Raw genomic sequence first — 13,303 nt, forward strand, 5'->3', positions numbered from 1 at the left:
GGATAACAAGATGAGTAGTAGTCTTTATGATACGCTTGGCATCTCAAAGAGTGCGTCAAGCGAAGAGATAAAAAAGGCTTACAGAAGACTAGCTAGAAAATACCATCCTGACATTAACAAAGACGCAGGCGCTGAGGATAAATTTAAAGAGATAAATGCCGCTTATGAAATTTTAAGCGATGATAAAAAACGAGCGCAGTATGACCAATATGGCGATGCGATGTTTGGCGGTCAAAATTTCCATGATTTTGCAAGTAGCTCTGCTAATATGGGCGATCTTAACGAAATTTTAAGAAATATATTTAGCGGCGGATTTGGTAGTGCGGCAGGAGGATTTAGTAGCTTTTCTCGCGGCGGATTTAGCGGATTTTCAAGCAGTGATTTTGATGGTGGTTTTGGCGGTTTTGCTCAGGATCTGGATATAAAAGCAAGAGTTAATATACCGTTTGAAGTCGCGGTTTTAGGCGGAGAACACAGGATAAATTTAAACGGTGAAAGCTTAAAAATCAAAATTCCAAACGGTATAAACGACGGCGAGAAGCTTCGCATAAAAGGCAAGGGCAAAATTTCTAAAAACGCTGGCATCGGCGATCTAATACTAACCGTAAGTGTGGATGAAAGCAGTGAGTATGAAAGAGATGGCGACGATCTTTATAAAGATGTTGAAATTCCGCTTAAGATAATGCTTTTTGGCGGCAAATTCGCTGTTTCTACATTGCAAAAAGATGTGACGATAAAGATAGCCGAAAACTCAAAGACGGGACAAAAGATCAGGCTCAAAGGGTATGGAGTAAAAAACCGCAAGAGCGGACTTTATGGAGATTTATACCTAAGAGCCAGAGTGGGGCTTCCTGATGTAAATTCGCTTGATGAAAATTTGATACAACTTATGAAAGAAAAACTTCCGGAGAGATAAAATGCGTGGATATGATGAACCGGTTTATTTGATAAGCGTAGTGGCAAAAGTACTTAGCATACACCCTCAAACCTTGCGTCAATACGAGCGTGAGGGGCTTGTAGAGCCTTCAAGGACGGATGGGCGAATGAGGCTTTATTCTGAAAAGGATTTAGACAGAATCAAGATGATACTTCGCTTAACGCGTGATTTGGGTGTAAATTTAGCAGGCGTTGATATCATCCTTCAGCTAAAAGAGCAGCTTGATCAGTTCGAGCAAACCGTAGATGAGATGAGAGGCGAGATAGAACGACTCTCAAGCGCAGGGAGTATGCCGTCTAAAAAAGCTCTGGTAAAGCGCAAAAACAGCTTTGATCTTATCTTTTACGAAGAAAAGGATAAAATTTAAATAAAATAAGCTTGCTTTTGATATAATTTTTATAGCAAAAGCCTATTGTAAGCGGGCTTATATATAAGACTAGAGTTGAAATTTGATTTATGTAATAATTAAATTTAAAGTTCAAATTTGAGTATAGTTACGGGGTGAGAGTTGGAAAATTTTTTGCTATTTTTTGCTATTTTGTTGATAGCTAGTATCGTATTTAGCAAAATTTCAGATAAATTCGGTATCCCGTCACTTATAGTATTTCTTGCCGTTGGTATGCTGGCTGGATCTGACGGGTTGCTTGGGATTGAATTTAGCAACCAAAAAGTAGCCCAAGATGTGGGCACCATCGCACTTATATTTATACTTTATGCGGGCGGTCTTGATACGAAATTTAAAGCCATAAAGCCCGTCATGCTAAATGGCATAATCCTTGCTACAATCGGCGTTGCGCTAACTGCTAGCGGCGTTGCCGTGATAGTGAAATATCTGCTTGATTTTTCGTGGATGGAGGCGTTTTTATTTGGCGCGATTATCTCTTCAACCGATGCTGCAGCGGTGTTTGCTATCTTAAAGGCTAAAGAAATTTCGCTTAAAAACAACCTAGGACCGCTACTTGAGCTAGAATCAGGTTCAAACGACCCGATGGCAATATTTTTAACCATGACTATTATCCAAATGATATCGCTTGCCACCATACCTGCACCTGCTGATGTGGCGCTTGTTCTGCTTGAGCAGTTTTTGCTGGGTGGAGTTATGGGATATATATTTGGTGTGCTGATGCCTGCTATTTTTAACAGACTTAGGCTTGAATACTGGGGGCTGTATCCCGTTTTTTCAATAGCTTGGGTCTTGCTTCTTTACACTCTTGCAGTTAAAGTCGGAGGAAACGGCTTTTTGGCGGTTTATATCGCAGGAATTTTCATAAATAAAAAAGAATTTGCGCATAAGAAAAATTTAGTAGGTTTTCACGACGGTATTGCTTGGACGATGCAGATAGTTGTGTTTCTTACGCTAGGGCTTCTTGTTTTTCCTTCGGCGTTGCCGTCGGTTGCGCTTATGGGGTTTGTTATCGCGCTTTGGATTATGTTTATCGCGCGCCCGATAGGAGTTTTTATCTCGCTTATGTTTTCACGATACGCGATACGCGAAAAGATATTTATCTCTTGGGTCGGGCTTCGCGGAGTAGTTCCTATAGTGCTTGCGACATATCCTTACGGAAGCAAGCTACCAAATGCAGAACTTATCTTTAATACTATATTTTTTATCGTTCTTATTTCCATAGTTATCCAAGGAACGACGCTTGAATTTGTAGCTAAAAAATGCGGAGTGGAGGATGATAGCGAAAAGGCAGAAGACATAGAAGCGTCGAATTTGCCTATCTTTTATCAGACTTTAAGGCAGCATACTATCCATTTTGGCTCTGAGATCATCGAAAAAAACTTAGCCGAGCTTGAGTTGCCTAGCGATTTTCTTATCCTGCTTATCAAACGCAAGGGTGAATACATCAAGCCTACGGGTTCATCGGTATTTGAAGAGGGAGATTTATTGCTCATTCAATGCGAAGATGAAAACAAATACAACGAAATTTTAAAAACTTATTTTGTTCCGCAGAATTAGAATTTTGATATAGTTTTTGGATTATTATTTAGTAGGCTATCTTTCAAAATTTGCTTTATTTCATAGTTGTATTTAAGTAATCCGGTTTTGACATAGCCACAAGATAAATCACCGCTAGTTCCGGATATTTCTCTTTGAATACTTGATAAAATCAGTGAATTTGGGCAGTGTATGTTATAAATTTTAGCTATTATTTTAGTTGCGTTTGTGTCTTTGTAAACATTAATAGAATTAATTTTTTGCGTAAATTTAAAATCACTTTGATTGTTTGAAGATTTTACATACATACTTTCTAAGTCGCTTATAGTAAAATTATTATCAACTACAACAATTTCATAGTCTTTGCTAATATTGCATTTGTACTCGTATATGCTACGATTTATAATATCAACAAAGCTTGTAGCGATTAATATTGTGGCTAATATCAAAGTAGTGCTGTTATTAAATTTGGCTTGTCTTTTTTGTATTATCTTTATAAAAATTGGTATTAATAGTATAGAAACTAGAAGTGAAACGCTAGATATAATTAGGCATAGTAGTATTAACACAGTTTTTATGATATTGCTAAAATTTGACACATAAATTTGATTTATCATTACAGCCCAAGCAAAAGAAATTATAAGTATTAAAACAATAGCTAACATTTACACTCTTTCATTTTTAGCGATGTGTATCGATTGGATATTTGATAAAACTTAAGAAACAGTTTTCAGTTTATAAAATTTATATTTGTAATTATAGCTTGTTTTTTAAGATTAAAACGAAAGACTAGCTAAAAACGAGAGAGCCTAAACTCTCTCATAAATTTAAGCTTACGCTTCTAAAGCCTGTTTTAGATCTTCGATCAAATCATTTGCATCCTCTATGCCTATGCTTAGGCGGATAAGCCCTGCAGGCACGCCGATCTTAGCTAGTTCGTTAGGCGGAATTTGCTGATGTGTGGTTGAAGCCGGGTGGGTGATGATGGATTTTGAATCGCCGATATTAACGACAATGCTAAAAATTTTAACCTTATCAAGCACTTTTTTAGCCTTCTCAAAGCTATCAACTTCAAAGCAAAGCAGTCCACTTGCCATACCGCCGTCAAAGTATTTTTGAGCTCTTTCATATCCCGCATCGCTCTTAAGCCCCGGGTATGTTACGCTTTTAACCGCTTTGTGAGAATTTAAAAATTCAGCGATTTTTAGCGTGTTGTCCGAGTGCTTTTTCATACGAATAGCAAGCGTTTCAAGCCCTTGAATTAGCTGCCAAGAGTTAAACGGAGAAATCGTAGCACCTATATCGCGGATAAGCGAAAGTCTCATTCTGAGCGTATATATGTCAAAATTCTCGGTAAGATCTGCATATATGAGTCCGTGATAGCTCTCGTCCGGACCTTTGAAATGTGCGTATCTTGCGCTTGTTATTATCTTTTGATTTAGCCCTTTACCGGCAACCACCACTCCGCCGATACTAAGCCCCTGACCGCTCATGTATTTGCTTGCGCTATGTACTACGACATCCACTCCGTGCTCTATAGGTCGGAACAATATCGGAGTAGGCACGGTATTATCGGCTATTGTTATAATGCCGTGTTTGTTTGCGATAGCGACTATCTTTTCGATATTTGGGATGGCGATTTGCGGATTTGATAGCGTTTCAAAAAATATCGCGCGGGTTTTACCGTCTATCAAATTTTCAAGATCGTCCGCGTTGTCGCTATCAAAAGCTCTTGCTTCTATGCCAAATCTCTTTAGAGTGTGGTGAAACAAAGTGTTTGATCCGCCGTAAATTTTCTTAGCAACTATGATATTTTCACTTGCCGCTGCGATGTTTGAAACCGCATAAAATATAGCAGCTTGACCGCTTGCGGTAGCTATAGCCGCCACACCGTTTTCAAGAGCCGCCGCTCTAGCCTCAAATATATCTGTCGTAGGGTTGTTTAATCTTGTGTAGATAGGTCCAAGTTCCGCTAGTGCAAAGCGATTTGCGGCAGTTTCGGCAGTGCCAAAGTCGTAAGCCGTAGTTTGATAAAGAGGTATCGCCATTGAGCCTGTGCCTGTTTTGCTATCGTAGCCAAAGTGAGTGGCAATGGTTTCTTGCTTCATTTTTTGCCTTTGTGGTAAATTAAATTTCGGTATTATACAGATAAAAAGGTTACATTTTATTAACGCTTTCGTTTTGGAAATTAAAATTTAGGCCTAAATTCAAAGTGCGAAAGTAGGGTATAATTGTATTTTTGTTTGGAGATTTATATGAATAGTGTAGGATATGATAAATTTAGGCGCGTAAAGTACCTGCGCGGACTTGAAAAATTTGCAAAGTCGGCTATAAGCGGGCTTAAAAGAGAGGATTATGATGAGGAGCAATTTCGCTTAAGAGTAGCTAAAAATGCCGAAATTTTGGCTAAAATAGAACCTGTCTATCTTGACTCGGCTTATTCAAAAGCGCTTGAAAAATTTGTAAATTTAATCATCGCAAATAATGATAGAAATGAACTTTTGGACGCGGCAAATTCGCTTGAAAAGCTAAAAAATTCCAAAACATATAAAAAAGATAAACATAAAAATAGATATAAGGATGAAGATTGAAAACGATAATTTTTGATATGGATGGCACTTTGATAGATAGTTCAAAGGCTATTTGTGTGACGGTAAATGAAGTGCGTAGAGAACTTGGATTTAAGAGTGATCTAAGTGAGGAATTTATAGTAAGAGCCATAAACGAAGTAGGACGAGATCTCGGCAAGGAATTTTATGGATTAAACGTCATAAATTCAAAGCTTAGAGACGGCTTTGAGGTCAAATTTAAGATAAATTACGATAAGTATGCAAGAGCTTATCAAGGAGTGGACGAACTGCTTAAAAAATGTGTAGAGGCAAACTATTTCGTAGCACTTGCCAGTAATGCACCCAATGAAACATTAAAAGATATTTTAATAAAAAGTAATATTTATAAATATTTTAATCATATCATAGGGGCTAGTAAGGATGTGCCTCAAAAGCCTGATCCGACTATGATAAATTTGCTTAAGGATATGGGTGGATTTAGTAAGGTTTTGTTTGTGGGGGATAGTTATAAAGATGAGCTTGCAGCTATCAATGCTAAAGTGGATTATATAAACGTATGCTGGGGGTTTGGAGCTAAGAGTAAGGACGCTATAAATATATACGATACTCAAAAATCATGGCAATATATCGAGTCTTTGTAGTAACTACATAAAATAATACATATAAAAATACTAATTATTTTACATATAAACTTGGCTTAAAATATAATAAAATTAACCAAAGTTTAAATATCTTGATTAGTAAAAATTAAAAAATTTAATCCAAATTTCTTAGTTAAAATCCTTTTTTAAATTTCAAATTTTACTTTGGCACCGTGCTTAAAAAATGCTCGTTTGAATTTAAAAAATTACTTTGGCACTTTGCAAAAAACACTAAAATTTAACTTACAAATTTATAGTTTATTTTTAGATATAGATATTATTAAATATTATTTTATATAGCTATACTCATAAATAAGAGTCCATTTTTATAATCAAAATAAAAGTTTGTTTGGCTATAATAAATTTAAAATTTATTTAAAGGAAATTTATGGATTATGATATCTTTGCTCAAAATCCGAGAGATAAATTTTTTGATATTTTATTTAACGCAAACAGAAATTTGGTAGAAAACGAAATAGAAAAACTTCTTGAAAAATTCGTAGCGATGAGCATATATTGCGAACAAAGCGGATTTAACGAAATTGCGCAAAACGCTTTTATAACGCAAAATCAAACCGAAATTCACGATGGTTTGAACGATATTTACATCGGGATTAGTGGGGATATTTTAAGTCAAAATGAGTAAAATACTATTCGTTTTTTTTGTTTTTTTAGCGCCCTTGCAAGCGGCAAATATCGCCTTTGAAGAAGAGCATCTTTTCGAGCTTAAAAAAGACGAGTGGGCAAGGGTTTTTGTAACCGAAAAAGGCACTAGTGATCGCGATAGTTTTGACTTTAGATGGACGCTTTTTGATAATACTAACATCATAGTCCATACTCGATATAGAAATTATCCAAGACAGCTTGTTCTTTCGCTTAGAAGGGGTCTTAGATCTTACAAGCAAAGCCTTATTCCCGATTACAAAATGCCGCCAAACGACATAGCTTGGTTGCTTCTTGAATTTGATGATTTTAAGGACGCGAAAGCGAACTTTAAAGTTTATATAAAAGATGAGCCAAGACGCCTTGAGATCGAATTTAAAGATCCCAAAAGGCAGTAAATAAGGGGTTTTATGGATAAGATTGATGAAATAATGAGAGGCTTTATAGCAGAGCTTGGCTATGAGCGCGCAGATGAGATTTTTAGTGAGATTAGCTCCGGCAAGAAGCTTCGCTCAAAGCTGATTTTAAAGATAGCGGGCGAAACTCAAGAGAGCCTTAAAATTTGTGCCATTATTGAGCTGATTCACCTTGCAAGCTTGCTTCACGATGACGTGATAGACGGATCTGATACCAGGCGAGGCAAAGCCAGCATAAATGCAAAATTCGGAGCCAAAAATGCCATAATGCTTGGTGATATACTTTACTCTAAGGGATTTTTCGAGCTTTGCAAATTCGGCGAGAAAATCGCAAGCGTAATATCTGATGCGGTATGCAAATTAAGTATCGGCGAGATGATGGATGTGGAGCTTTCAAATTCTTTTAATACCGATAAAGAAGCCTATAAAAGGATGATTTACTATAAAACCGCCGTTCTTATAGAGGCTAGCTCTGCCGTAGGAGCTATTTTGGCGGGTCTTGATGAGAGTAAATTTAGAATTTACGGTAAAAATCTAGGACTTGCTTTTCAGATAATCGATGACATATTAGATATAACCCAAGATGCAAAAACTCTTGGAAAGCCGAATTTAAGCGATTTTAAAGAAGGAAAAACCACGCTTCCTTACATCTATCTTTATGAAAATTTAGACCAAGAGGGCAAAAACAGGCTTTTAAATCTCTTTAAAAAAGAGTTAAGCAACGAAGAAAACGAATGGGTAAGGGCTAAGATGAGCGAATTTAATATCATAAAACGCTCTATAAAAGAGGCTAAAGATCTAGGCGAAGAGGCTATAAAAAGCATAGAAGAATTTGGCTTAGACGGGCTTAAAGATATAGTTAGAAGTATGATTGATAGGGAATTTTAATGCATTATTCAAGTGTGAGCTTCACGCATAAAAATACAGACATCTCCGTTCGTGAGAGATTGTCGTTTTCAAATGTGGAGCGTAAAACGGAAATTTTAAGGCTTTTAAAATCAAGCTCAAACATAAACGAATGCATGGTTTTAAGCACCTGTAATAGGGTTGAGATCATGGCAAACGTAAAAGAGCTTGATGGGGCAAGCAAGCATATCTTGTCGTGTATAGCCGTGCTTTGCGGGATTGGTTACGAGGAGCTGCAAAGCAGAGCCGATATTTACGAGGATAACGGTGCGATACACCATCTTTTTGCGGTAGCCAGCTCACTTGATAGTTTGGTTATCGGCGAAACGCAGATAGCAGGTCAGCTTAAAGAGGCTTTTAGATTTGCCTGTGCGAACGAAAGTTGCGGTGTAAAGCTAAATATGGCGATAGACCATGCCTTTAAGTGCGCCGCGGAAGTTAGAAATAAGACTGAAATTTCTAAAAATCCGATATCGGTTTCAAGCGTAGCGGTTGCAAAGGCTAAAGAGCTACTTGGCGGAAACATAAGCGGAGCTATGGCGCTGATAATTGGCGCAGGAGAGATGGCGGAGCTTGCAGCCAAGCACTTAATCAGCAACGGTGCCAGAGTAAAAGTGCTTAGCAGAAATATCGAACGTGCTAAGAGTTTGGCAATGTCGCTGGGGTGTAATAACGCCTATGATAGTTTAGAAAATTTAAAAGAATACGTAAATAAATATCAGATGATCTTTTCGGCCACAGCGTCGCCTTATCCGATTATAGATGATACGATGATTAAGGAGCGGGAATTTACAAGATATTTCTTTGATATCGCTGTTCCTAGGGATATCGCCGTAACTCCTAGCGAAAAGGTGCAAATTTACGCGGTTGACGACTTGCAAGAGATCGTAAATAAAAACTTAGCCCTAAGAGAAGAGCAGGCTCAAGTAGCTTACGGTATAGTAGGCAAACATACTGTTGAGTTTTATAAGCACATAAGAGAGCTTGCGGTAACGCCTGTTATAAAAGGCATAAGAGAGCAGGCTAAGCAGTGCGCTCAAAGAGAGCTTGAAAAGGCGATAAAAAAGGGCTACCTTAAAAATTCTGACAAAGATGAAGCGTATCGCTTGATACATCAGGTTTTTAAGGCGTTTTTGCATAAGCCTACGGTGAATTTAAAACACCTTTCAGAGGGTGCGAAGGCAGATATAACGGCAAAGCTTGTCGGGACGATATTTGATGTGTCCGATGAAGCGCAGATAAAAGATGAAGAATTTGAATGGGAGAACGAGTAGTGAAATTTTCAAGATTATACGCACCTACCTCAAAGGAAGCGCCAAAAGACGCCAGCCTGCCAAGTCATATCTACTTGCTTAGGGGCGGATTTATCGAGCAGACGGGAAGCGGGCTTTATAACTTCTTGCCGCTTGGTAAAATCGTGCTTGATAAGATAAAAAGCGTCGTTAAAGAGGAGATGGATAACGCAGGAGCGCAAGAAATTTCCATGAGTATGGTCACAAGCGGCGAGCTTTGGAAAGAGAGCGGGCGATTTGATGTATTTGGCAAAGAGCTTTTGAGATTTAAGGATCGCAAAGAAAACGACTTTGTTCTAAGCCCTACGAACGAGGAATCGGTTGTAGCTCTGGTTCGAGGCAAGGTTACTAGCTATAAGCAACTGCCTTTGAATTTGTATCAGATAAATACCAAATTTAGAGATGAGGCGCGCCCTCGCTTTGGGTTACTTAGAGGCCGTGAATTTTTGATGAAAGACGCTTATAGTTTTCATGCAAACGAAGAGGATCTAAAGCGCGAATTTGATCTTATGGAAGAGACCTATTCAAGAATTTTTACCCGTTTAGGGCTAAATTTCCGTGCGGTTGAAGCAGATAGCGGAGCGATAGGCGGAAGCGGAAGTAAGGAATTTATGGTTCTTGCAAACAACGGCGAAGACGATATTTTGGTATGCGATAGCTGTAAATATGCAGCAAATATAGAAGCCGCCAAAAGACAAAAGCGAACTAGCGATGCCCAAAGACCTGAAGCCGATGCGAGCAAATTTTATACTCCTAACGCAACAACCATAAAGGACATAGCCGAATTTTTTAGAATTAGCGAATTTTATACCATAAAAGCGGTGATAAAAAAGGCTATTTATAAAGACGAAGAAAAGATCGTAGTGTTTTTTATCCGTGGCGATGACGAGCTTCAAGATGTTAAGGCTACTAACGCATGTTCAGCGCTTGAGATAATGGATGCTAATGAAGAAGAGATTTTAAAAGCTGGTATTGTGGCGGGATTTTGCGGACCGGTCGGACTTGGCGGCGTGGAGTTTTTTATCGATAAAGAGCTTGAAGGCGAAACGCAGATGATTTGCGGAGCCAACGAGAAGGATTATCATTTTGTGGGCGTTAGCGTTAGCAACTTTAACTCGGATAGATTTAAGGATTTAGCAGAAGTTAAGCAAGGCGACAGATGTCCGCATTGCGGCGGAAAACTCAGCGTTAGCAAAGGCATTGAGGTAGGGCATATCTTTCAGCTTGGACAGAAATACTCAGCCGCGATGAATGCGACGTTCCTTGATGAAAACGGCAAAGCCAAACCTTTTTATATGGGTTGTTACGGTATCGGAGTTAGTCGTTTGGTTGCCGTTATGATAGAAGCCAGCCATGATGAAAAGGGTTGTATCTGGAAAAAGGAGTGTGCGCCTTTTAATGTTCATATCATAATCTCAAATTTAAAAGATGAAGCGGGAGTAAAATTTGCAAACGAGCTTTATAGCGAGCTTAAAAGCTTTGGGATTTCAGCTCTGCTTGATGATAGAAACGAGAGATTTGGCGTTAAGATGAGTGAATTTGAACTTATCGGAATTCCTTATGCAGTCGTAATCGGAAAAGGTCTTGAAGGCGGCGAAGTCGAGTTTATAAATCGAGCAAATTTGCAAAAGACTTCCATTGCAAAAGATGAAATTTTAGCAAAGATCAAAGAGGCGTTATGCTAAGATTTCTTTTTATGCCTTATGTCGCGATTGAAGCGATATGCGCTTATTTTTTTATTAGCGAGTATGGATTTTTAACTCTTGTTTTAGAGGTTATCTCTACTGCTGTTTTGGGGATGTTTTTTATGTTTAGAGTTGGATTTTTCCAGCTTTTTTCAAGGATACTGCTTCTTAAGCCGAGCGATCTTTTCGGTGTTTTAGGAATGCCTATAGGCGGATTTTTTCTATTTCTTCCGGGTGTTGCTACGGATACTTTAGGCGTTATCCTTGTGATCTTTGCTCTGTTTTCAAATTTTAAAAATCCATCTTTAAAAAGCGAGCAGGGCGGCGAATTTCGTAGCTATAAAAATGAAAGAAGTAGCGAAGAAGGCGAAATAATAGATGTTGAAGTTGTCGAAGAAGAGCGCAAATATAAATAAAGGTAAAAAATGAAAAATTTAAAAATAGCAACGAGAAAAAGTATCCTTGCAATGTGGCAAAGCGAGCATATAAAGGCTAAAATTTTAGAATTTCATAAGTATATAGACGTAGAACTTGTAGGTATGAAGACAAAAGGTGACGTTATACTTGATACTCCGCTCGCTAAGATCGGCGGTAAGGGACTTTTTACTAAAGAGCTTGAAGATAGTATGCTAAAAGGCGAAACGCATATCGCGGTTCATAGTCTAAAAGACGTGCCCGTGGCATTTCCTGATGGGCTCGTGCTTGCCGCTATTTGCTCGCGTGAGGATGTGCGAGATGCGATGATAAGCGAAAAATACTCTAAATTTGAAGAATTGCCTAAGGGTGCCAAAGTAGGAACTACGAGCTTAAGGCGCAAAATGCAGCTTTTAAGAATGCGTCCTGATTTAGAAATCATCTCGCTTCGAGGAAACGTCCAAACTAGACTAAGAAAGCTAAAAGAGGGCGAATTTGACGCGATTATCCTAGCAATGGCGGGCATAAATCGCCTAAATTTAAAAGAAGAGGTAAAATTTATCTATCCTTTTGAGCTAGATCAAATGATATCTGCAATGGGGCAGGGTGCGCTTGGGATAGAGGCTGTAGAAAACGAGGAAATTTTAAAAGCCATAGAGTTTTTGCGTGATGAAAGAGCCGTGATAGAGACAACCGTAGAGCGCGACTTCGTAACGCTGCTTGAGGGCGGTTGTCAAGTGCCTATCGGCATAAATGCAAAGCTTGATAAAGAACAAATTTATATAAATGCGATCGTGGGACTTCCTGACGGAAGCGAAGTTTTACAAAAGAGCTTAACTGTGGCAAAGAGCGAATTTGCAACTGCCGGCAAAGAGCTTGCGCGCGAATTTATCTCTAAGGGTGCCAAGGAGCTTTTAAGGCGAGCCGAAGAGATGGCAAACGAGGCATGAGAGCGCTTACGGCTCTTGGTTTAAGCTTTGCTATTGCTTTTGGAAGTTCAAATGTAGATATCATAAAAGAGCTTTTTACAAATCCGAATTTTGATAAAGCTAGGCATTTTAGAGGTGAAGCCGCTAGGCGAAATCATGATTTTAATATTAAAGGTTTTTATATAACCGAGATAACTCCTCTTGGTAAGGGTTATGAATTTGATGTTTTTAGAGTTAGTGTAAGTTCAAATGATGACAGCGAGCATTTTGATCTTTATGTTTATATGATTGAAGACGGAATTTATGCAGTTAGATCGCTGGCAAGAACGGGTATAATAAAAGACGCGATTGATAATTATGACAAATTCAGCCAGAGAGAAAAAGAAGCGATCGATCTTGAAAATTTAAAGCTTGTTTTATTACAAGATAGTAAGTTGCTTAAATTCGGACGCGAAAATGAAGCTAAATTTGAAGAGATCTTTAAGCTAAGCCGCTCGGGTCTAAATGAAGAAATGATACGAGCAGAGGAAATTTTAAACACGTTACATCTTTCGCATATTGTGGACGACAGAGAGTTTGATTATAATATAATTGTAGGCGGTATGTTAAATAATCTCATAGGATTTATGCGTGTCGAGCATGAAGCGGATGTGCCCAAGATGAATCCTTCTCGCTACATTATGATCGAGCGGCTTTCGCAGGATTCAAAATGGTATCTATTTAAAGTAAAATAAATTTATGTCGTTATAAAAATTGATGGGTTTAAAATACAAGATAGCGGGGCTTGATGAAGATCTACCCTCTTTGTTACGCTAAAGTGGCTTATGCAAATTAGGTTAGGCATAGCTTAATGATTTTTTAAATTAAGCCTAATCTTGAGTGTTTTACAGCTCAAACTAGAACTCAAG

Annotated in this window: 15 protein-coding genes; 13 read left to right on the forward strand and 2 right to left on the reverse strand. The window is 38.2% G+C overall.

The annotated features are described in order from the left end of the window. Window positions 1–10: 10 nt before the first annotated feature. From CORI_RS04495 to CORI_RS04505, 3 genes are all read left to right on the forward strand, one after another. Window positions 11–916 carry a DnaJ C-terminal domain-containing protein gene (locus CORI_RS04495; RefSeq protein WP_173030983.1) on the forward strand — a complete coding sequence of 302 codons (906 nt, stop codon included), beginning with the start codon at window positions 11–13 and terminating at the stop codon, window positions 914–916. 1 nt (window position 917) lies between these two features. Then, window positions 918–1,304, forward strand: coding sequence for a helix-turn-helix transcriptional regulator (locus CORI_RS04500; protein WP_173030984.1), 387 nt, complete (start codon window positions 918–920; stop codon window positions 1,302–1,304). Between the two features lie 141 nt (window positions 1,305–1,445). Next, window positions 1,446–2,900: a potassium/proton antiporter gene (locus CORI_RS04505; RefSeq protein ID WP_172199207.1), complete on the forward strand. Its 1,455-nt coding sequence runs from the start codon at window positions 1,446–1,448 to the stop codon at window positions 2,898–2,900. Here the strand turns inward: CORI_RS04505 and CORI_RS04510 are convergent. Then, on the reverse strand, window positions 2,897–3,544 hold the full coding sequence (locus tag CORI_RS04510; RefSeq protein WP_173030985.1) for a hypothetical protein: 648 nt from the start codon (window positions 3,542–3,544) through the stop codon (window positions 2,897–2,899). The two genes, CORI_RS04505 and CORI_RS04510, sit on opposite strands and share 4 nt — an antisense overlap. A gap of 168 nt (window positions 3,545–3,712) precedes the next feature. After that, window positions 3,713–4,987 carry an O-acetylhomoserine aminocarboxypropyltransferase/cysteine synthase family protein gene (locus CORI_RS04515; RefSeq protein ID WP_173030986.1) on the reverse strand — a complete coding sequence of 425 codons (1,275 nt, stop codon included), beginning with the start codon at window positions 4,985–4,987 and terminating at the stop codon, window positions 3,713–3,715. Between the two features lie 147 nt (window positions 4,988–5,134). Between CORI_RS04515 and CORI_RS04520 the strand changes: the two genes are divergently transcribed. From CORI_RS04520 to CORI_RS04565, 10 genes are all read left to right on the forward strand, one after another. Beyond that, window positions 5,135–5,470, forward strand: coding sequence for a hypothetical protein (locus tag CORI_RS04520; RefSeq protein WP_173030987.1), 336 nt, complete (start codon window positions 5,135–5,137; stop codon window positions 5,468–5,470). Continuing rightward, window positions 5,467–6,090, forward strand: a complete 624-nt coding sequence (locus tag CORI_RS04525; RefSeq protein WP_173030988.1) for an HAD family hydrolase — start codon at window positions 5,467–5,469, stop codon at window positions 6,088–6,090. The genes CORI_RS04520 and CORI_RS04525 overlap by 4 nt, the downstream gene beginning before the upstream one ends. Before the next feature lie 388 nt (window positions 6,091–6,478). Further along, window positions 6,479–6,736, forward strand: coding sequence for a DUF2018 family protein (locus CORI_RS04530; RefSeq protein WP_173030989.1), 258 nt, complete (start codon window positions 6,479–6,481; stop codon window positions 6,734–6,736). Then, entirely contained in the window at window positions 6,729–7,151 is a 423-nt protein-coding gene (locus tag CORI_RS04535; RefSeq protein WP_173030990.1) for a hypothetical protein, read from the forward strand. The genes CORI_RS04530 and CORI_RS04535 overlap by 8 nt, the downstream gene beginning before the upstream one ends. Before the next feature lie 12 nt (window positions 7,152–7,163). Beyond that, complete coding sequence (locus tag CORI_RS04540) at window positions 7,164–8,057, forward strand: polyprenyl synthetase family protein (protein WP_173030991.1); 894 nt, start codon at window positions 7,164–7,166, stop codon at window positions 8,055–8,057. Continuing rightward, window positions 8,057–9,349: a glutamyl-tRNA reductase gene (gene hemA, locus CORI_RS04545; RefSeq protein ID WP_169941493.1), complete on the forward strand. Its 1,293-nt coding sequence runs from the start codon at window positions 8,057–8,059 to the stop codon at window positions 9,347–9,349. Before CORI_RS04540 ends, hemA begins: the two co-directional genes overlap by 1 nt. Further along, complete coding sequence (locus tag CORI_RS04550) at window positions 9,349–11,052, forward strand: proline--tRNA ligase (RefSeq protein WP_173031937.1); 1,704 nt, start codon at window positions 9,349–9,351, stop codon at window positions 11,050–11,052. Before hemA ends, CORI_RS04550 begins: the two co-directional genes overlap by 1 nt. After that, window positions 11,046–11,468: an FxsA family protein gene (locus CORI_RS04555; RefSeq protein ID WP_173030992.1), complete on the forward strand. Its 423-nt coding sequence runs from the start codon at window positions 11,046–11,048 to the stop codon at window positions 11,466–11,468. The genes CORI_RS04550 and CORI_RS04555 overlap by 7 nt, the downstream gene beginning before the upstream one ends. Window positions 11,469–11,477: 9 nt before the next feature. Beyond that, window positions 11,478–12,416, forward strand: coding sequence for a hydroxymethylbilane synthase (gene hemC, locus CORI_RS04560; protein ID WP_173030993.1), 939 nt, complete (start codon window positions 11,478–11,480; stop codon window positions 12,414–12,416). Further along, the gene (locus CORI_RS04565; RefSeq protein ID WP_173030994.1) at window positions 12,413–13,129 is read left to right on the forward strand and encodes a hypothetical protein; all 717 of its coding nucleotides are present in this window, start codon (window positions 12,413–12,415) and stop codon (window positions 13,127–13,129) included. Before hemC ends, CORI_RS04565 begins: the two co-directional genes overlap by 4 nt. Window positions 13,130–13,303 lie beyond the last annotated feature (174 nt).

The sequence above is a fragment of the Campylobacter sp. CCUG 57310 genome, from assembly GCF_013201975.1.
Lineage (GTDB): Bacteria > Campylobacterota > Campylobacteria > Campylobacterales > Campylobacteraceae > Campylobacter_A > Campylobacter_A canis.